The sequence below is a fragment of the Acinetobacter sp. HA genome (genome assembly GCF_000264725.1).
Taxonomy (GTDB): Bacteria; Pseudomonadota; Gammaproteobacteria; order Pseudomonadales; family Moraxellaceae; genus Acinetobacter; species Acinetobacter schindleri.
Genome location: NZ_AJXD01000019.1, coordinates 1 through 20,126 on the forward strand (window position 1 = coordinate 1; position 20,126 = coordinate 20,126).

A 20,126-nucleotide genomic window follows, 5' to 3' on the forward strand; every position below is an offset into this window, starting at 1 on the left:
GCATGTATTTGGCAGCCTGAAAACCTTCAAAATCCTTGCTGAGCGTTATCGAAATAGAGGTAAAAGGCTTGGTTTGAGATTCAATTTAATCGCTGGAATCTACAACTTGGAACTGAGCAAAAAATGATTTATGAAAGAGGTCCATTGCAGAATAAGCCTTTAGAAATAGGTTTGTGCAACGAAACCCATTCAAACTCGTGGCTTCCAAAATTTGCCTCACATGACAGAAGCAAAAAATTCAGATGGTAGGTGTTCATCTAAAAATGGAAACATTTTTGTCGTCATTCTTGCTACCTATTCGCTACCTTTTTATTTTAATTAAAAAAACCCCTTACGATTAATGCACGTAAGAGGTTGATTTATATGGTGGGCCCAGACAGACTTGAACTGTCGACCAACGGATTATGAGTCCGCTGCTCTAACCAACTGAGCTATAGGCCCTATATGCTGAAAACCTTATTTATCAATAGGTTTAGGCGACAAGAATACTAGCTAAGATTTTTTTAAAAGACAAGCCTTTTTATGCCCACTTGCACACTTCATCAGCAATTATAAATTAGAAAAAATAGACACTTTGGAAATTCCTCATACTTTAGAAGGCTCTCATAGTCATTCAGAAGGAAAATTTCCATTTCTTTACAAAACAGAGCTGCTATCAAAATATATTTAAAAATTAACTCTCAACTATGCTTTTATACTTTTTATATATAATTATTTACATACTTTGAATGGCTGAATTAATTTTTATATCCGGATCAATTCAGCTATGAAATTAATTAAAAGCTTAAGCTTCGTGCTCCAAATTCTCTTTTTTGCGCATATCCAGATAAATTTCGATCAAAGACCATACAACAATGAGTGCAAAAATGAACAATGAACCGTACCGGGTTTGTCGGAGAGTCAATATTCTGAGAGACTATCCCGATGACAAAATTAAAATATACCCCTGAAATCAGAGAAAGAGCAGTTCAATTATTGATTGAATCTGAAAAAGATTATCCATCGAATTGGGCAGCAGTTTCCGCAATTGCGCCTAAGATTGGTTGTACTCCTGAAACACTTCGTGCCTGGCATCAAAAGCATTTAGATCAGCAAAATCCTATTAAAGTACAACAGATATCTGATCAAGAAAAAATGAAGCAAATGGAACGTGAAATTAAAGAATTAAAGCGTGCCAATGAAATTCTACGTAAAGCAGCCGCTTTTTTCGCCCAGGCGGAGCTCGACCGCCCACACAAATAATGGTGGATTTCATCCATAACAATAAAGACTTATATGGTGTTGATGCGATTTCTAGGATTTTACCGATCGCAGCTTCAACCTATTACCGGACTCTAGATCTCTGCGAAAATCCAGAACATCGAGCAAAGCGAGATTTACATGATTTGCATCATGCTGAGGAGATTAAACGAATTTGGAAGGAAAGTTCAGGTCGGTATGGTGTACGTAAAGTCTGGCAAAAACTGAAACGTGAAGGCTATATTATTGCACGCTGTACTGTTGCTCGATTAATGAAAAAGTTAGGTATACAAGGTGTTTGGCGAGGTAAGAACAAACAAACCACCCGTAGCCGAGATGACCAAAAACGAGCACCTGACTTGGTGAAACGGAATTTTAGAGCTGATCAGCCTAATCACTTGTGGGTTGCTGACTTTACCTATATTCAAACAAATTCAGGCTGGGTCTATACCGCCTTTATTATTGATGTGTTCTCACGAGCAATTGTTGGATGGAAAGTATCTACACGGATGAATACAGATATGGTACTCGATGCACTTGAGCAAGCATTGCACGATCGAGGCATGCCAAAGAATGTGATTCATCATTCCGATAGAGGTGTTCAATATCTTTCTATTCGCTATACCAATCGTTTAGAAGCTGCAAATTTACGAGCATCAGTCGGTACGACTGGTGATTCATACGATAATGCTCTGGCTGAAACGGTGAATGGCTTATACAAAACAGAGGTGATTGAATATTTAAAAGCAGATTGGCAAGGTTTAGCAGATGTACAACTTGCGACACTAAACTGGGTAGATTGGTTCAATAAAAAGCGTGTACACAGTGCACTGGGTTATGTATCGCCTTTTGAGTTTGAAGCAATGTACTATGATAAGATTAACCCGTTAGGTCAGGTGGCCTAACTTAAATAAAAAAGTCTCCGACAAACCCGGTACGGTTCACAATGAGAGCACCAAAGCCGTTAAGTAAGTCATTCTTTATCCTCTCTCGCGAACATGATTGGAAGTGTCTTAAAGCCGAAACATATCCTTGGGCTTCGACAAAAGTCTAATAACTATTTTTAGTACTGAACAGCCATTTTTTAGCATTTTTAAGAGTATTTTTATCTCTTATAAGACGTTTAACTAATTAAAATTAATTTTGTTATTGTTTTTAGATCTTAATTAGCCCTTACTCTATATATTTATTCACTTGCTTTTTGAATGTATTTAAGGCTTTTAAATTAATTCCACTTGACGAAATATAAGAACAAGCACAAATTATGTTTTTTTCACACACTCCATCCCCTATGTTTAAGAAATTCATTGGCGAATCTGCGTTTAAACTTGCAGGCTGGCAATATCACGTTGAACCAAATGTGCTTGAAGACAAGCAAGTGATTGTGGGCTTTGAGCATACTTCAATGATGGATGCCGTGCTTTCTCTGGCCTTATTTCAGATATACGACATCAAAATTCATACTTTGATTAAAAAAGAATTATTTAAAGGTCCATTTAAGCCATTATTAGAAAACATTGGCGGTATTCCGGTAGATCGTAAATCGAGCAAGGATATTGTGACCCAGATGGTTGAACTTTTTCAGAGTAATGAAAAATTCAATCTGGTGATTGCACCTGAAGCGACTCGTGCCAAAAATGGTGAAGAGCGTCGACCAATTCGTACCGGTTTTTGGCATATTGCCAAAGCAGCAAATGTGCCGATTGTACTCATGTATGCCAACTCTAAAACCAAACAGGGTGGCATTTTCGGAAAAATTTATCCAACAGACCTTGAACATGACCTGGCTTTAATGAAACAGCTTTATAAAGACAATGTCGGTCTGGATATCGTGATTCCTGAAAAAAAATAATATATGTCCATGAGATGTTATGCATGACCTAACATCTCATTTCTTCTTCTCCTTCTATCCTCTTTTCCACAATAAACATTTTTTATTTTTAAACTAAATTATTACCTTTAATCCCCGAATAAATTTCTCAGTGCGTCTATTTTTTTGTCATTATCGTTAAATCTAAAAACCAGGCTCTTTTTTTAAAAAAAGCCCTTATGGTAGAATTTGCCCAATTCGATAGGCATACAGCCAATCTACAAGGAGCATATTTCGCATGGCGGGTCATTCCAAGTGGGCCAATATTAAGCATCGTAAAGCAAAACAAGATGCTAGCCGCGGTAAACTTTTTACCAAATATATTCGTGAATTAACTACTGCTGCAAAACTCGGCGGACCAGATGCGGGTAGCAACCCACGTTTACGTGCTGTTGTCGAAAAAGCATTGTCTGTAAATATGACACGTGATGTGATCAACCGTGCGATTCAACGTGGCGCAGGCGGCGAAGATAACGACGATCTTAAAGAAGTAACTTATGAAGGTTATGGCGTAGGTGGTGTTGCCGTAATTGTAGAAACAATGACAGACAACCTGAACCGCACTGTACCTGACGTACGTCACTGCTTCTCTAAAACTGATGGTAACTTAGGGACCAATGGTTCAGTTGCATTCCTGTTCACCAAACGTGGTGAGATTACTTTTGAAGATGTGTCTTTAGAAGATCAAATCATGGAGGTCGCTCTTGAAGCTGGTGCTGAAGACATCGAAGTTGATGAAGATGAAATCCTGGTCATTACTACACCAGAAAGCTTCGGTACAGTTCAGGATGCTTTAGCTGCTGCAGGTTTAAAATCTGATAATGCTGAAGTTGTGATGAGCCCTTCTACCAAAGCTGAAATCACGGATATAGATCAAGCGAAAAAAATCATGAAAATGATTGATATGCTTGAAGATCTGGACGATGTTCAAAACGTTTATACCAACGTTGAATTCTCTGAAGAAGTATTGGCTCAGCTAGACGCTTAATCTTCAGGAAAACAAAAACGCACCTTTGGGTGCGTTTTTTATTTTGATCTATCTTATGGAATCATTTTGTAGGTGATTTCAATCAATTTACTTGCTTATTCGGGGACAAATATTTAGATAGTGCTATTCCTTCAATTAAACTTTATTGAGTAAGCCACTACAGTTAAAAACATTATATTCCTTGATCACGAAGCTGGAATGCAGTGCGACCACATGTTCAATCTTGCCGATTTTGTTAAGCAGGATCTCACTGTAGTTTTCCATATCACGTGCGACTACTTCGACAATAAAATCTGCCGATTGTCCTGTTACCAGAAAGGCATTAATCACTTCAGGAATACTTTCCAGCTCACCCAGAAATTTGGCAAAAGTGTCACTATCATGTTTGCTTAAGGAAACCTGCAAAAGTACATGCAGACTGAAACCAAGCTTTTGATAATTAATTTCCCGTTTTAGACCACTAATAATATTATGGTCAATCAACTGTTTAATACGGCGGTGAACCGAGCTGACCGAAAGATTCACCCGTTCAGAGAGTTCATTCAAATTGACATCTTCATGGGTCAAAATTTCAAGAATGTGCTTATCAAAACGATCTAATTCCATCTTTAATCTCTTGCCACTTTATTTAAATACATCATTATTTTACGCATAGTATTGATATTTTTTTCATAAATTACCAGATATTTGCAAAAAAATACCAGATGATGATCTAGAGGAAATTTAAGTCCTTTCCATAGCCATTCATCGCATAAAATATATTTTAGATAAACGCAAATATCTAATAAACCATTATTATTTAACATAAATTAATCTGTTTAAAGCTTTATTCAGGCAAATAATACTATTTTCGAAACGTGATTATTCATGCTTAGATTTACACTTGTATAGAAACTGAATAAAAATTAGGCGTTTTATTTACAACGCAAAATAATCAAAACAAGACAAAAAACGCAAGGAACGGTTATGGCTTTCAGTATTTTTAGTTAAATTAAAAGTAAACTCAGCCCGGTGCTCACGACAGAGACGCAAAACAAGAGTTTACTTAGCGGTTTATTAGGTGGCAGTCTTTCTGGCATTATTGGTTCTATCACGGGTTCTACTCCCGCTACTCCTTCCCTAGACTCCCTCTTAAATAGCTTACTTTCAGGTAAGAGTTTAAGTTCAAGCTCCCTGACTGATTTAATTACTCAATTTACCGGTTCGAATGCTACAAAACTCGATATTAACAGTTTAATTAGCAAACTCACTCAAGCCAACGGCGGCAGTTTTGATCTGGGTTCGATCAGTAATCTGCTGGGTAGTTTAATGGGTAACAATACATCAAATTTAGATTTAAATGCCGTGATTAAATTAGTCAGTGGGTTAATTGGTGGTAGTTCAGGTAATTTAGATCTCAGTAAAATTGCTGACCTGGCTGGTAACCTTCTGCAAGGCGGTGACATTGATATCGGTCAGATCGCTCAGCTTGTCGGTGGTTTAATCGGTGGTTCTGGCGGTCTTGAAGGTATTGATATTGGCGCAATTGCAGGACTAGTCGGTAATCTGATTGGCGGGAATGGTGATATTGATATCGCGCAGATCGCTCAACTCGTTGGTGGCTTAATCGGTGGCTCTGGCAGTCTTGAGGGTGTTGATATTGGTGCAATCGCAGGCTTGGTTGGCGGTTTAATTGAAGGCAATGGCGACATTGATATCGCGCAGATCGCTCAACTCGTTGGTGGTCTAATTGGTGGCTCTGGTGGTCTTGAAGGCATTGACATCGGAGCAATCGCAGGTCTTGTTAGTGGCTTAATCCAAGGTGGCGACATCAACATCGCGCAGATCGCTCAACTCGTTGGTGGCTTAATTGGTAGTTCAGGTGGTCTTGGTGACTTCGATCTAGGTGCGATTACCGATATTATTTCTGGCTTCAGCAATAATGGCGGTAACTTCGACCTTTCACAATTGACCAATTTACTTGGTGGCCTCGTGAGTGCAAATGATAGCTCTGATCTGAGTGGCTTACTGGGTGGTTTAGGCGACCTAGGCAATGGTTTAGATTCAAATGCATTTGAAGGCTTACTTGATGGAAGTCTAGGCGACTTAGGTTCGAGCATTATTCCAGAATTAGTTGATCTTATTTCAGGTGGTAGCTCAGTTGATAACAATATCAGTATTACTGAAATTATTCCGACCATCAAAGAAACAATTTCCAATATCTCGAGCGGTAGTTCATTACCGAAGTTTGACTTTAGCTCACTTCTCAGTGGCTTTAATAAACAGAGTGATATTGATCTCACAAACCCTTGGGGCTAAGTATCCAATAAAAAAAAGCGCTTTAAGCGCGTTTTTTTATTTCACTATTTAACTTATACACCGCGCCAATCAATACGAGCATTACGTTCATGACGATAGATGTTTCTAATATATTGGCCTAAAGGCAATTCCGAGAGATAGGTCTGATAATCCCGATATTCATCTGACATTGATTCAAAACTATCACGCTCCCACGGCGTACCGGAAATTGCCAACAAAGGTGCCAACATTGAACAGACTGCAATATCAGCCAGACTAAAACGTGATCCCGCAAAATAAGCGCCCTTATTCTCGATCAGTGTCTGGTTCAGCTGTTCAACTGTTTCTTTAATATATTCACGGGACTGAGCAAGTGTATCTTCAGTAAGTGCATAACCTTTGCTGAGAAGAGTTTTAAGCAAAGGCTTGGAAAATTTTTCGAACTGACGTAGATATCCCTTTTCACCAATCAGGATCTCCATCGATTCATGATCATGAGATAAAGCCTGAGCCAACATCCAGCGACGGATATGGCGTCCTAGTTCCTGAGTCTTTTCATCAATCTCCAGCACTTTTTGACGTAAGCGCCCTTCTACGGGTAATAAACGATGCTCAGGATAATGTTCATCCAGATATAAGGCGATCTGGGTTGAATCTGCAATCCATTGTTCCTTGTCACGCAAAATTGGCAGACGGTTCTGTCCGGTTTTAAGACGAGCAAAGGCACGATGCGCACCTGGCATGAGGTTTTGTGCGACATAATCCAGTTCTTTATGATCAAGCATCCAACGTGCTTTTTCACAAAAATGTGATAAAGGAAACTGGTATAAGGTGCGCATAAAATCTCCATGTTGATTATTAAATTTGGTCGCATTAAAACCATCTATTTCAGTTGGATACTTTAGACACCCTTCATTGGAAATACAATGTGCTTTTAATTCAAAATTAAGATGTTGTTTATTCAACTCTACAATGTTTATTTTTATACATTTTTCCGCCTTAAATATCTTTAAAGCAGATATATTCTATTTTAGACCAAGCCACTCATACTAAATATAAAATAAAATTTTAAATATTTTAATTACTTACTATATTCAAAATTGATAGAAACCTAGCAATTTTTGTCCTAAATAGGTTTTTTCATAAGCTTTGCGAAAGCAATTACTTAATCTCATAAAGCTTAGCCTGTAACGTTTTGATATCGATTTAGGATGTCATTATGTCTCGTTTAACTTTTGAAAAAGTTCATATTATTGAAAATGATCACGACGCAATTAATGCTGCCTACCAGGTTGCAGACTTTGCTCTGGAAGGCCGAAATCAGCGTGATCAGCAACGTGTATTCCCTCTTGCTGAAATTGAACTGTTCAGCCAAAGGGGTCTGGGCGGTATACGTATTCCAAAACAGTACGGCGGTGCTTTCGTTTCCGATAAAACCCTGGCACATGTATTCCGTATTGTGAATAAAGCTGACTCGAGTGTCGGGCAAACCCCTCAGAACCAGATCGCATTACTCAACATGATCCAGATCATGGGTACAGAACAACAAAAACAGTTTATTTATAGCGAAATTTTAAAGGGTAAACGTCTGGCCAATGGCGGTCCGGAACGTCATACCAAAGATACTAAAACCCTGGCAACCACGCTTACAATCGAAAATGGTCGCTATTTTATCGATGGCGAAAAATTCTATTCAACTGGTAGCAGCTTCGCGCACTGGCTGGCAATTAAAGCGATTCATCCTGAAGGGCATGTGGTGCTCACTATTGTCGACCGGACTGCCGACGGTGTTGAAGTGATTGATAACTGGAATGGTTTTGGTCAACGCACCACCTCTAGCGGTACCGTTAAACTGCAACATGTCGAAGTCGATCCACTACTGATTTTTGATGAGCGTCTGTTAGGGAATCAACCAAGTTACCGTGGTGCCTATTCTCAGCTGATGCAGGTGGCAATTGATGTCGGGATTGCTGAAGCGGCTTTTGCCGATACGTTGACTGCCATACATAAGGCTCGTCCGGTTGTGGATGCACAAGTCGAAAAAGCCAGCTTTGAGCATTACACCCTGCAGGAAGTGGGTAAGTCATCTGTGTTATTAGATGCCGCGATTTTACTGCTGGATGAAGCTGCTGAATATCTGGATGAACTAGATCAACTGGAAGCAGTGACCGATGAGCAGGCAGCCAAAGCCTCAATTCTGGTGGCTGAAGCCAAGGTCTATGCCAATGATGCAGCCTTAAATATTTCGGAAAAATTACTGGAATTGGGCGGCAGCCGCTCCAGCCTGAGTCAGCACAATCTGGATCAGCATTGGCGCAATGCCCGGGTACATACCCTGCATGACCCGATCCGCTGGAAGCTGCATGCACTCGGGGATTATTACCTGAATCATAAACTCCCTGCCCGCCACGCCTGGATTTAAGGAGATTTGCCATGACTTCATTTCAAAACATTATTCCATTTCAATCCGAGCAGCTGGCGCAAGCTCATATCATCCAGTCTGATAAGGAAGCCTTAGAAATTGCCCGCAATCTAGCAGATCACTTCAAGGCGGGTGCGGTACAGCGTGATGCTGAACGTATTCTGCCGTTCGAGGAAATCGAAGCTTATAGTCAGTCTGGACTCTGGGCAATTACCGTGCCTAAAGAATATGGCGGCGCAGAAGTGTGTAGCTATACCGTAGCACAAGTCATTGCCCTGATGAGCGGTGTAGATGGCTCAATTGGCCAGATTCCACAAAATCATTTTTATGGTCTGGAAATTCTGCGCAATAACGGTACTGAGCAACAAAAACATAAACTCTATGCCGAAGTGCTAAAAGGCGCCCGTTTCGGTAATGCCCTGGCTGAGTTCAAGACCAAGACTGCCGCACAACGCCAGACTGCAATCCGCAAGACCGAGCAAGGATATGTAATTAATGGAGAGAAGTTCTATTGTACCGGTAGCCTATTCGCACACCGCATTCCGACACTGGTCGTAGATGAAAATGAGCAGCAATTTCTGGCTTTCGTCCCACGTGACAGCGCCGGTCTGACGCTGATTGATGACTGGAGCGGTTTTGGTCAGCGCACGACTGGCAGTGGTACAGTAAAATTTGACAATGTTCCCGTACTTGAAGAAGATGTCGTACGTTTTGATACTGCCTACTCTCGCCCCACCATTTCCGGTCCTTTCGCACAATTGCTGCATGCTTCTATTGAAACTGGCATTGCCCGTGCTGCCTTTGAAGAAACCTTAAACCGCGTGCGTCAGGCACGTCCGTGGATTGATTCTGGTGTGGACCAAGCCACAGATGATCCACTGACCAAATTTGAACTCGGCCGCGTAGTTGCTGATGTACGTGCCTCTGAAGTTTTACTCAAACAGGCTGCGTACGCTGTCGATGCTGCCAAAGCCAATCCGACTGAAACCAGCATTGCCAAAGCCTCACTGGATGTTGCCAAAGCCCGTGCACACAGTACCGAAACTGCATTAAAAGCATCTTCTAAACTCATTGAACTGGCTGGCAGCCGTGGTAGCCAGCGTGAAGATGGTCTGGACTGCTTCTGGCGCAATGCTCGCGTGCATACCTTGCATGATGCTTCACGCTGGAAATATTATTTCATTGCTAATTATTTGCTGAATGGTGTTCTGCCTCCACGCCGGGGGACGTTGTAATGACAAATATTATGAACAGCTCGAAAGCGAAGGAAATCCTGCTGAATGCCTTTGATATGAACTGCGTGGGTCATATCAATCATGGCTTATGGACTCATCCTCGAGATGAATCCCATCGTTTTAATGAACTGAGCTACTGGACTGATCTGGCAAAAACTCTGGAAAAAGGCCTGTTTGATGGCCTGTTCATTGCCGACATTACCGGAGTCTATGATGTCTATCAAAATGGCATTGATCTGACTCTAAGGGAATCCATTCAGTTGCCAAGCCAAGACCCCAGTACCTTGGTATCTGCTATGGCGGCTGTCACTAAAAATCTCGGTTTTGGCGTCACAGTGAATCTCAGCTATGAATCGCCATATCAGTTCGCCCGTCGTTTTGCCAGTCTGGATCACCTGACCCATGGCCGTATCGGCTGGAATATTGTCACGGGTTATCTAGACAGTGCGCAGCGCCTGATTGGTGAAAATGGTTTGAAAGACCATGACCTGCGCTATGAACAGGCCGAGGAGTTTTTACAGCTGTGCTACAAATTCTGGGAAGACTCCTGGGAAGATAATGCAGTTTTAAAAGATAAGCAAAATCGAATTTTTACTGATCCCACCAAGGTTCATCAGATCAATCATCAGGGCCAGTTCTACCGCAGCCAAGGTGTATTCCAGGTTTCCCCTTCTGTTCAGCGTACACCTGTATTGTTCCAAGCCGGTGCTTCTCCACGTGGCATGGCTTTTGCCACTCAGCATGCTGAAGGCATGTTTATTGGTGGTGATCACCCGGACAAGATCAAGAAACAGGTCGATCAGATTCGTCGTCAAGCGGTTGAACAAGGTCGTGATCCTGAAGCGATCAAGATTTTTGTCGGCATTACCGTGGTCACTGCAGCAACGGATGAACTAGCACAGCAAAAGCTGGATGAATATCGCGCCTATGCCAGCCCTGAAGCAGGTCTTGCACATTATTCCAGCTCAGTTGGCATTGACCTGTCCAAATTTGCTGATGATGAACCGATCCCGTACAAGAAAACCAATAGTATCGCAACGGTCAATCAAAAATTTAAAGGGCAGCAGATCACGCCAAATGACCTAAAAGCTCAGCATGTGTTAGGTGGGCGTTATCCACTAATTGTTGGCAGCGGTGCCACGATAGCAGAAAAACTGATTCAGCTGATTGATGAAACCGGTATTGATGGCTTCAACCTGACCCGCACGGTGGCACCGGAATCGCATCAGGATTTTATCCAATTTGTGATTCCTGAATTACAGCAGCGCGGACGCTATAAAACTGAATATGAACAAGGCAGTTTCAGACACAAACTGTTTCAGCAAGGAGACCGCTTACCTAGCGCGCATCCAGTGCAGCAATTCCGATGTCAAAGCTCCGCCTCAACAGCGAACACGAACCTAAAGCAAAAACAATCAGCATAAATTTATTTTGAGGTGCAACATGGCACAAACCGCTAAAACAAAATTCACCATGATTGGGGTGATTATTGCCGCCGTGATTATCGGACTGGTGGTGTGGAACCAGCAAAAGAAATCCGGTTCGGATGAACTGGTGATTGGTATTAGCCCACCTTATGCAGACTTATTGCAAAGTGTGGCTAATGAACTGAAGCCACAAGGCATCAATGTTAAGCTGGTTGAATTTTCAGATTGGCATGCACCCAATGTCGCGGTACAGAATGGCGACATCGATGCTAACTTTTTCCAGCAAAGTGTCTACTTAAGAAATGCCATTCGTGAAACCAACTTCGATTTACATAGTTTCGCGCCCGGTACGGGTAGCCATGTCGGTTTATATTCTAAGAAATATAAATCACTGGATGAACTACCTCACAACGCCCGTGTGGTGATTCCAAATGATCCTGTGAATCTGGCACGTGCCTTGATCCTTCTTAACCGTGCAAAACTGATTGAATTGAAAGATATCAACAATGAATTATCAACCGTTAAGGACATCAAGAATAATCCTAAACAGTTGCAGTTTATTGAAGTTGAGGGCCCACAAACGGCGCATGCCCTGAATGAAGCAGACCTGATCTTTGGTTATCCGCATTATCTAAAACTTGCTAAAGCAGCAGATCCGCATGATGCCCTATTCCTGGATCCAATCGACAAAAAATACGCCATTTTGTTTGTGACACGCAAAGACTACGAAGATAAAAATCAGAAACTGGCGACTTTTGTAAAAGCCTTCCAGAGCTCTGCAAAAGTCAAAGCAATTCTGGATCAGGATTTTGGTACTGGCATGTGGTTTGAAGGCTGGAAATAAGGAGAATACTATGGTGAGTTTTGGTTCTCAGGTGGCGTTTTCCGTCCCGCATATCAAAATCCACAACCTGAATAAATACTATGAGGTACAAGGCAAATCGGTACATGCCTTAAAGAACATCAACTTAGATATTCCTGAAAGTAAAATTTTCGGGATTATCGGGAAAAGTGGCGCGGGGAAATCTTCGCTGTTACGCACTTTGAATGGTCTGGAACAGATCAGTGAAGGTCATATCCATATCCATCAGCAGGATTTGGCTGGCTTAACCCATGCTGAACTGATCCAATTACGTCAGCGCATTGGCATGATCTTCCAGCACTTCAACCTGATGTCTGCCAAAACCGTATGGGAAAATGTGGCATTACCTTTAAAAGTTGCGAATTATAAAAAATCAGATATTGATGCGCGTGTAAACGAAGTCCTACAACTGGTCGGCTTAAGCGATAAAGCACAGAACTACCCTTCCCAGCTATCCGGTGGACAAAAACAGCGTGTCGGCATTGCCCGCGCGCTGGTACACCATCCGGAGATTCTACTCTGTGATGAAGCCACTTCTGCACTGGATCCGGAAAGTACCTCAGTGGTACTGTCTTTACTGAAAGAAATCAACCAGAAACTTGGCATCACCATTGTCCTCATTACCCATGAAATGCAAGTCATTCGTGAAATTTGTGATCAGGTCGTGGTAATTGAAAAAGGTGAAGTTGTTGAAGCCGGTGAAATTTGGTCTGTCTTTTCTAATCCACAGCAGCAGATTACCCAGGAACTGCTGAATCTGGAACAGCTGGAACTGCCATTTTCGATCAGTCCTGAAGTGACAACAGATACCACGCATAGCATTATCAAACTGCGCTATGCCTCTAGTGTTCAGTATTCCCCAGATTTGAAAATGATTTTTGAACAGTTCGAGCATCCGGTGCACCTCTATCAAAGCCATATCGACAGCATCCAGAACCATCTGGTGGGTAGCTTAATAGTCGCGGTTGCCGATCTGAATCTGGATACCAACCTGCTCCAGCAAAAACTCAAACAACACATTGCACAGATTGAGGTGATTGGCTATGCACGACCAACTCATTGATTTATTACTGACGGGAACTACCGATACCTTAATCATGGTGGGTGTCTCTGCCATCGTTGCTTTTCTGATTGGGTTACCAATGGCGGTGGTTTTGGTCAGTACCTCAGAGCATGGCATTTATCCATCCAAACCAATTAATCAGGCTTTGGGCTGGATTGTAAATATCACCCGTTCTGTGCCTTTCCTGATTCTGATGGTCGCGCTGATTCCAATTACCCGCTGGATTGTCGGCACCAGTTATGGGGTCTGGGCCGCAGTTGTGCCTTTAACCTTGGCAGCTACCCCTTTCTTTGCGCGGATTGCTGAAGTCAGTTTACGTGAAGTGGATCAGGGACTGATCGAAGCTGCACAAGCCATTGGCTGTAACCGTAAGCAGATTATCTGGCATGTGTTATTGCCTGAAGCTTTACCAGGAATTGTGGCTGGCTTTACCGTAACCTTAGTCACTATGATCAATTCATCAGCCATTGCCGGTGCGATTGGTGCCGGCGGTTTAGGTGATATTGCATACCGTTATGGTTATCAGCGTTTTGATATGCAGATCATGCTGGCCGTGATTGTAGTACTGGTTATTCTGGTAATGCTGATTCAGACCGCTGGTGACACCTTGTCGAATCAGCTCGACAAACGCAAAATTTAAAAACCTCTCTTTTCATAAGTTTTCAACAAAGCCCTCAGCCATGACCTGACTTTGTCATGGCTTTCATGTAAAATCACTGGCAATTTTTATATAACGCTTTGTGAGTTATTTCATGGGTTTTAATTGTGGTATTGTAGGCCTGCCTAACGTTGGTAAATCTACGCTTTTCAATGCATTAACCAAAGCTGCAATTGCTGCGGAAAACTTCCCATTCTGTACCATTGAACCAAACACCGGTATCGTGCCTGTGCCAGATCCACGCCTGGACAAACTTGCTGAAATCGTAAAACCACAACGCGTGATCCCGACAACTATGGAATTCGTGGACATCGCGGGCCTTGTCGCTGGTGCATCTAAAGGTGAAGGTCTGGGTAACCAGTTCCTTGCAAACATCCGTGAAACTGATGCAATTGCTCACGTGGTCCGTTGTTTCGAAGATGAAAACGTGATTCACGTAAACGGCAAAATTGATCCGCTTGATGACATCGCAACCATTAATACTGAGCTTGCTCTAGCCGATCTTGAAACTGTGACTAAAGCAGTGACTCGTTTAGCGAAATCTGCAAAAGGTGGCGATAAAGAAGCGATCGCGACTAAAGCAGTTCTAGATAAAATTCTTCCTCTTTTAGATGAAGGCAAACCTGCTCGTGCTGCAACCTTAGATGATGACGAACGTAAACTGGTACGTGGTTTTGGTCTGTTAACGCTTAAACCAACCATGTATATCGCCAACGTGGCTGAAGACGGTTTTGAAAATAACCCGCATTTAGATGCTGTACGTGAACTGGCTGCTGCTGAAAATGCAATCGTGGTTCCACTTTGTAACCAGATCGAAGCAGAAATTTCATTACTTGAAGATGAAGACCGTGCTGAATTCCTGGAAGCTATGGGCATGGAAGAACCAGGTCTGAACGTGGTGATTCGTGCAGGTTATTCATTGCTTGGTCTACAAACTTACTTTACTGCTGGCGTACAGGAAGTTCGTGCCTGGACAGTAAAAGTGGGTGCGACTGCTCCTCAAGCTGCGGGTGTAATCCACACTGACTTCGAAAAAGGCTTTATCCGTGCTGAATGTATTGCTTACGATGACTTCGTACAGTACAACGGCGAAGCTGGCGCCAAAGAAGCAGGTAAATGGCGTCTGGAAGGTAAAACTTATATCGTTCAGGATGGCGATGTTCTGCACTTCCGTTTCAACGTATAAGTTGAAGCTAAAAAAAGCCCCGAATTATCGGGGCTTTTTATGTATTTAAAAAAGAATTAATCAGCTGCTATTTCCGCATATGGGGTGTTTTGTTCCATCAGCAAGCGTTGCTTACGTGCTTCAAGTAACATTTTCGCTTCTAGTTCCTTGCGAAAGCCGAACAGGAAAATTAATTCCGCAAGAACAAATAAAGGTCCGATCGCCAGGCCAATCAGATCATCCATAAATGCCGGTTTTTTCTTTTCGTAGAAATGACCTACAAACTGGAATGCCCATCCAATGGCAAAAATTCCAACGCTGGTACTCAGCCAGGTTCCAGTATCCCACTGTGCCACATTATAGGCATAAGGATAGACAAACATAAAAATGAAGGCCATGATCAATGCAAAAAATACATCAATAGTTAAATAATAAAGAATTGAAACAATGAGAAGTCCCAAGGCAAGAGTCACCTCAAAGCCGGACATCATCAGTGATACACGTGCAGTAAGACAAATAATAGAAAAAACAATTAATGGGACCCCAATAAAATGTGTCATGACATTCTTACGGTCTAAATGATAAGCTGCATACTGGCTTAATAGTCGTTCTACTCTGGTCATATTATTCTTCCTTGACTGGCCATAGAATTTGACTATAGCGCAACAATAAAAGATAAGTTGTCAGCTGGACGACAACTCATAAAACTTGGAGCAATAAAGCGAGTGGAAGAAAAATATCTTGTTGAATTAGAAAAAAATTCCTGGTTCTCAAAATTACCTTCTCATTTCCAGAACAGCCTGCTGAAACATGCAGTTACCTTATCCGTCGATAAAGACCAGGCCGTATTTTATTCAGGTGATGTGTTTGATGGAATTTATGCTGTATTAGAAGGTGCAATTGGTTTAGGTTCTATCAATATTGAGGGTAAAGAGGCAGTTTCTGCAATTGTAGAACCCATTGTCTGGTTTGGTGAAATCTCATTGGTGGATGAGCAGCCGCGTTCTCATCACGCCATCGCCTGCAAGAAATCCCTGCTCTTGCATATTCCCGCGCAATTTATTTATAAGCTGGTGGCTGAACAACCTGCATTCTGGTTTCACATCTCCCAGCTCATGAGCCAGAAATTACGTTATGTGTTTCTGGAATTATTTTCTATTCAGACCCAAACCATGCAACAACGCCTAGCGCAGCGTTTACTGTTTATTTTGCAAGGCTATGGCAATCACCTGGTCATTAAAAACCGTACCATTCAGTTGTCGCAGGAACAGTTGTCACAAATGCTGATGTGTTCCCGCCAGACTATTAATCAGGAACTGCAACAGCTGGAAAAAATGAATATCCTGAAAATTGCCTTTAAACAGATTGAAATTCTGGATGTGCAACGACTACATCAATTGACTGGCGTTCCACTTCACTGATTCCGAACTAAGAAAATCAAAAAGGCTGAGCATATGACTCAGCCTTAAGTTGACACAAACAAAATATCGATCAGCTGGCAACACCCACCTGTTTCGGATCAGTATTGCCCAGTTGTGGATGAGCAATTGCACTTTCACACTGTTTTTTGTCACGTTCATAATCGGCTTGCTTCTGTGCCAGACTATTCCCATCTTCAAGTGTGGTACGTGCCCAGATTTCCAGACTGGTTAAAGCCTTACGACATAATGCATATTTTCCTTCAGTCACGGAATCGGTCATTTTCACATTAATGCGCCAATCCGTGCTCAACTTGCGCGCAGGCTGACGAACGCGTTTTTCAATTTGATCAATCTGCTTGTTGTAGACCAGCGGATCTACTTCATTCATAAATGTCCAAGCTTCATGGGCATAAGTGGTCGCATCATTGCTCAGTTTCGGGGCTGGCTTAATTTCCGGTGCTTGATTGCCTGAACCCTCATTTCCGCATGCCTGTAATAACAATGCTGTGCTGACTAAAGCACCACTCAGTATATAACGTGTCTTGAACATGAACATTATCAGGCTCGCCATCTTAAACAATTCGGCACTATGCTATTAAATTCACGTACAATACTCAATTACCATTTGACCCCTTGTTCAACTCTCCCTCCAAGGTGTGCTGTGTCCGAACTGAATCAACACGCTGTAAAACCTGCCAGTTTTTGGCAAGGTGCCAAAGACAGCCAGGCGATTATTTTTACCTATTTGCCCGTTTCTTTTGCCTTTGGGGTTTCTGCGACCCAGTTTGGCTTTACCGCATGGGAAGCATTATTCCTGTCTTGCTCCATGTATGCAGGTGCCAGTCAATTCCTGGTTGTTGCACTCTTAGGGAGTGGCACCTCCATTTGGATGACTGCATTAACCGTGATTGCTCTGGATATCCGTCATCTACTTTATGGCCCTGCGCTACAGAATTTGATTCAGGATCGGCTCAATTTGAAAAAAACCGCAGTCTGGGCTTGGGGACTCACCGATGAGGTATTTGCCTCTGGCATGATCAAACTGTCGCAACGGCGTCAGGAATGGTCTGAATCGTGGATGCTGGGGTTGAGTTTATTCAGCTGGCTGTCCTGGGCAACAGGTTCTTTTCTGGGTGGCTTATTTGCAGATCAGGTCAGCAACTTACCGCAATTTTTACAGGCTGCTTTAGACTTTCTGTTACCTGCGCTATTCCTAAGCTTCCTGCTGGCAGCCTTTGAGAAGAAACATACTTTTGTTGTCGCTGTGACGATTGTCGTATCAGCCATAGCCTGCTACATAATCGACCTGTCTGCTGCAATCTTTATCGGCATCAGTTCCGGTATTCTGGCAGGCCTGTTCAAGCACTATGTACTCAAACGTCCCGATCCTGAGTATATGGGAGAAGAACTATGAATTTAGAAATTATTCTGGTTGGTATTCTGGTCGGAATTGCCAATTTCGCTTCCCGTTTCGGACCTTTTTTTGTGATTCAGAAATCGCAGCAAGGTTCACAAAAGCGTGGTGCGCTGTGGTTGAAAATTGCCTTAGGTGCGATTGGAATTTCTGCAATTAGCTCAATGTTGGTCGTGGCGACACTACCGCCTTTGCTGGAAACTCCCGATAAAAGTGTGGCGATGCTGGCCGGTTTTATTGTATTAACAGTGCTGTATTTCAAGTTTAAACGCATTGTGATGGCCACTTTGACGGCTGCCCTCACCTATGGCCTGATTTATACTTACCTGCCGATTCATTTTTAAAGATTAAATCAATGAATATAAGAGGCTTATGCTACGTTCCGGTATAAGCTTCTTTTAATGATAATAAGAAAATTGGCATGCTTGAGCCAAAACAGATTATTAAAGGAAGATCTTTATTCATCAGCGCTGGGGTGAAGCATTACAATATTCTCGAAACTGTTTCCCTGCCGGATTTCGAATGCTTTACTCAGTCTTTTCTATTGGCTTGGTTCTTCCCTTTGCTGCTCCCTATCTTTATTAGCAACGCAATCAAACCATGAAACTCCTACCTTGGCTGAAATTAATTCCGGGCCAGCTTCTGAAAATGAAAAAACTGAATCCGCAAAATCATATTTATTATTTAGATCCTCAAATCGATCCGGTGAAAGTATCCTTCTGATTTCTTAATCTAAATTTTGCGAACTTTATAAATAAAATTGTTGGTCAATATCACAATTTTATATGAAACTTGGCTTATCTCCGCAGAGAGTTCTGCTATGCTAAAAGCCCATAAAATCAAGCATGGATGATTTACATGAGCGTGACGATTGGTACCCCATTACAGGCTTCTGCCTTCAAGGTTTTATTACTGGGTTCAGGCGAACTGGGCAAGGAAGTGGTGATTTCCCTGCAACGGTTAGGTGTCGAGGTTCACGCAGCTGACCGCTATGACCATGCACCTGCCATGCAAGTTGCCCATCAGTCGCATACCTTGAATATGGCTGATCCAGCAGAGCTCAGACAGCTGATTGTTCAGGTGAAACCAAATCTGATTGTTCCAGAAATTGAAGCGATTGCCACTCAGGTGCTGGTTGAAATTGAAGAGCAGAATATCGCAACAGTAATTCCATCCGCGAAAGCAGTGAATCTGACCATGAACCGTGAAGGCATCCGTCGTCTCGCCGCTGAAGAACTGGGCCTGCCAACATCTGCTTACCGTTTTGCCGATACTTTAGAATCTTTCCGTGCCGCTTGTGATGATATTGGTTATCCAAACTTTGTGAAGCCTGTGATGTCCTCTTCAGGAAAAGGGCAATCTCGCGTAAAAAGCTTCGATGAAGTTGATGCTGCCTGGGAATATGCGCAAACGGGTGGTCGTGTAAATCAAGGTACCGTCATTGTTGAGTCACAGATTGATTTTGATTTTGAAATCACCCTGCTGACTGTTCGTGCCAAAAATCCGAAAACAGGTGAAATCGAAACCTCTTATTGCGACCCGATTGGTCACCGTCAGGATTCTGGGGACTATGTTGAAAGCTGGCAACCTCAGTCAATGACACCTGCTGCATTGGAAGAAGCCAAGCGAATTGCCAATAAAGTAACCGTTGCGCTCGGTGGTTGCGGTATTTTTGGGGTAGAACTCTTTGTCAAAGGCGATAAAGTATGGTTTAGTGAAGTGTCACCACGTCCACACGACACCGGCTTAGTCACTTTAGCTTCCCAGTTCCAAAGTGAATTTGAGTTGCATGCGCGTGCAATCCTGGGCCTTCCGGTAAATACCACTCGTCATAGCGTTGCAGCCAGTGCTGTGATTTACGCCGGTGTAGATGATCAGAATCTTTCTTATTCTGGTCTGGATCTTGCTTTAGCAGATGGCAATACAGACTTGCGCCTGTTTGGCAAGCCTGAAGGCTTCAAACGACGTCGTATGGGTGTAGCAACTGCACGTGCTGAAACAACAGATCAGGCACGTGAACTTGCGCAACAGGTGGCTCAACAAGTCAGTGTCAACCAAAACTAAGCTGAAAAACGAAACGGACGA

General features: G+C 42.5%; 19 protein-coding genes, 1 tRNA gene, 1 pseudogene and 1 other annotated feature. Of the genes and pseudogenes, 16 read left to right on the forward strand and 5 right to left on the reverse strand.

Features of this window, described 5'->3' with window-relative positions:
• Positions 1 to 127, forward strand: a pseudogene (locus tag HADU_RS05500) (IS5/IS1182 family transposase); the annotation flags it as partial.
• Between the two features lie 237 nt (positions 128 to 364).
• On the opposite strand, the gene HADU_RS05505 reads toward HADU_RS05500, so the two are convergent.
• Positions 365 to 441, reverse strand: a tRNA-Ile gene (locus tag HADU_RS05505).
• Positions 442 to 924: 483 nt separating this feature from the next.
• On the opposite strand from HADU_RS05505, the gene HADU_RS05515 reads away from it, so the two are divergent.
• From HADU_RS05515 to HADU_RS05525, 3 genes are all read left to right on the forward strand, one after another.
• A protein-coding gene (locus tag HADU_RS05515; RefSeq protein WP_155756515.1) for an IS3 family transposase occupies positions 925 to 2,144 on the forward strand; the annotation gives its coding sequence in 2 pieces (ribosomal slippage) (positions 925 to 1,201 and positions 1,201 to 2,144; 1,221 coding nt in all).
• Positions 1,200 to 1,316, forward strand: a sequence feature (AL1L pseudoknot). (Overlaps the previous gene by 117 nt.)
• A 386-nt stretch (positions 2,145 to 2,530) precedes the next feature.
• The gene (locus tag HADU_RS05520) at positions 2,531 to 3,091 is read left to right on the forward strand and encodes a 1-acyl-sn-glycerol-3-phosphate acyltransferase (protein WP_004815491.1); all 561 of its coding nucleotides are present in this window, start codon (positions 2,531 to 2,533) and stop codon (positions 3,089 to 3,091) included.
• Between the two features lie 256 nt (positions 3,092 to 3,347).
• On the forward strand, positions 3,348 to 4,097 hold the full coding sequence (locus HADU_RS05525; RefSeq protein ID WP_008304266.1) for a YebC/PmpR family DNA-binding transcriptional regulator: 750 nt from the start codon (positions 3,348 to 3,350) through the stop codon (positions 4,095 to 4,097).
• Between the two features lie 135 nt (positions 4,098 to 4,232).
• Here HADU_RS05525 and HADU_RS05530 read toward each other — a convergent pair whose 3' ends face one another.
• Positions 4,233 to 4,703 carry an Lrp/AsnC family transcriptional regulator gene (locus tag HADU_RS05530; RefSeq protein WP_004815486.1) on the reverse strand — a complete coding sequence of 157 codons (471 nt, stop codon included), beginning with the start codon at positions 4,701 to 4,703 and terminating at the stop codon, positions 4,233 to 4,235.
• Positions 4,704 to 5,087: 384 nt separating this feature from the next.
• On the opposite strand from HADU_RS05530, the gene HADU_RS05540 reads away from it, so the two are divergent.
• The gene (locus tag HADU_RS05540; protein WP_227499335.1) at positions 5,088 to 6,395 is read left to right on the forward strand and encodes a hypothetical protein; all 1,308 of its coding nucleotides are present in this window, start codon (positions 5,088 to 5,090) and stop codon (positions 6,393 to 6,395) included.
• 53 nt (positions 6,396 to 6,448) lie between these two features.
• Here HADU_RS05540 and HADU_RS05545 read toward each other — a convergent pair whose 3' ends face one another.
• Positions 6,449 to 7,213: a glutathione S-transferase family protein gene (locus HADU_RS05545; protein WP_008304270.1), complete on the reverse strand. Its 765-nt coding sequence runs from the start codon at positions 7,211 to 7,213 to the stop codon at positions 6,449 to 6,451.
• A gap of 380 nt (positions 7,214 to 7,593) precedes the next feature.
• On the opposite strand from HADU_RS05545, the gene HADU_RS05550 reads away from it, so the two are divergent.
• The 7 genes from HADU_RS05550 to ychF all read left to right on the forward strand — a co-directional run bounded on the left by HADU_RS05550 (position 7,594) and on the right by ychF (position 15,227).
• Positions 7,594 to 8,796 (forward strand): SfnB family sulfur acquisition oxidoreductase, encoded by a 1,203-nt coding sequence (locus HADU_RS05550; RefSeq protein ID WP_008304272.1) that lies wholly within the window; start codon positions 7,594 to 7,596, stop codon positions 8,794 to 8,796.
• 11 nt (positions 8,797 to 8,807) lie between these two features.
• Entirely contained in the window at positions 8,808 to 10,031 is a 1,224-nt protein-coding gene (locus tag HADU_RS05555; RefSeq protein ID WP_008304274.1) for an SfnB family sulfur acquisition oxidoreductase, read from the forward strand.
• A gap of 11 nt (positions 10,032 to 10,042) precedes the next feature.
• Positions 10,043 to 11,455: an LLM class flavin-dependent oxidoreductase gene (locus HADU_RS05560; protein WP_171056648.1), complete on the forward strand. Its 1,413-nt coding sequence runs from the start codon at positions 10,043 to 10,045 to the stop codon at positions 11,453 to 11,455.
• Between the two features lie 19 nt (positions 11,456 to 11,474).
• The gene (locus tag HADU_RS05565) at positions 11,475 to 12,302 is read left to right on the forward strand and encodes a MetQ/NlpA family ABC transporter substrate-binding protein (RefSeq protein ID WP_008304278.1); all 828 of its coding nucleotides are present in this window, start codon (positions 11,475 to 11,477) and stop codon (positions 12,300 to 12,302) included.
• 10 nt (positions 12,303 to 12,312) lie between these two features.
• Entirely contained in the window at positions 12,313 to 13,383 is a 1,071-nt protein-coding gene (locus tag HADU_RS05570; protein ID WP_008304279.1) for a methionine ABC transporter ATP-binding protein, read from the forward strand.
• Positions 13,364 to 14,023, forward strand: coding sequence for a methionine ABC transporter permease (locus HADU_RS05575; protein ID WP_005222624.1), 660 nt, complete (start codon positions 13,364 to 13,366; stop codon positions 14,021 to 14,023). The genes HADU_RS05570 and HADU_RS05575 overlap by 20 nt, the downstream gene beginning before the upstream one ends.
• 112 nt (positions 14,024 to 14,135) lie before the next feature.
• Entirely contained in the window at positions 14,136 to 15,227 is a 1,092-nt protein-coding gene (gene ychF, locus HADU_RS05580; RefSeq protein WP_005222625.1) for a redox-regulated ATPase YchF, read from the forward strand.
• 56 nt (positions 15,228 to 15,283) lie between these two features.
• Here ychF and HADU_RS05585 read toward each other — a convergent pair whose 3' ends face one another.
• Positions 15,284 to 15,829: a DUF962 domain-containing protein gene (locus HADU_RS05585; protein WP_005222626.1), complete on the reverse strand. Its 546-nt coding sequence runs from the start codon at positions 15,827 to 15,829 to the stop codon at positions 15,284 to 15,286.
• Positions 15,830 to 15,931: 102 nt separating this feature from the next.
• On the opposite strand from HADU_RS05585, the gene HADU_RS05590 reads away from it, so the two are divergent.
• A complete protein-coding gene (locus tag HADU_RS05590) occupies positions 15,932 to 16,627 on the forward strand; it encodes a Crp/Fnr family transcriptional regulator (protein ID WP_005222627.1) in 696 nt (231 codons plus the stop codon).
• Positions 16,628 to 16,697: 70 nt separating this feature from the next.
• Here the strand turns inward: HADU_RS05590 and HADU_RS05595 are convergent, their stop codons facing one another.
• Positions 16,698 to 17,183, reverse strand: a complete 486-nt coding sequence (locus tag HADU_RS05595; RefSeq protein ID WP_005222629.1) for a hypothetical protein — start codon at positions 17,181 to 17,183, stop codon at positions 16,698 to 16,700.
• A 105-nt stretch (positions 17,184 to 17,288) separates the two neighbouring features.
• Here HADU_RS05595 and HADU_RS05600 point away from each other — a divergent pair, with 105 nt between their 5' ends.
• The 3 genes from HADU_RS05600 (at position 17,289) to purT (ending at position 20,105) form a co-directional block, all read left to right on the forward strand.
• On the forward strand, positions 17,289 to 18,041 hold the full coding sequence (locus HADU_RS05600; RefSeq protein WP_008304281.1) for an AzlC family ABC transporter permease: 753 nt from the start codon (positions 17,289 to 17,291) through the stop codon (positions 18,039 to 18,041).
• The gene (gene ygaH, locus HADU_RS05605; protein WP_005222633.1) at positions 18,038 to 18,385 is read left to right on the forward strand and encodes an L-valine transporter subunit YgaH; all 348 of its coding nucleotides are present in this window, start codon (positions 18,038 to 18,040) and stop codon (positions 18,383 to 18,385) included. The genes HADU_RS05600 and ygaH overlap by 4 nt, the downstream gene beginning before the upstream one ends.
• Positions 18,386 to 18,890: 505 nt before the next feature.
• Positions 18,891 to 20,105 (forward strand): formate-dependent phosphoribosylglycinamide formyltransferase, encoded by a 1,215-nt coding sequence (gene purT / locus HADU_RS05615; RefSeq protein ID WP_171056647.1) that lies wholly within the window; start codon positions 18,891 to 18,893, stop codon positions 20,103 to 20,105.
• Positions 20,106 to 20,126: the final 21 nt, after the last annotated feature.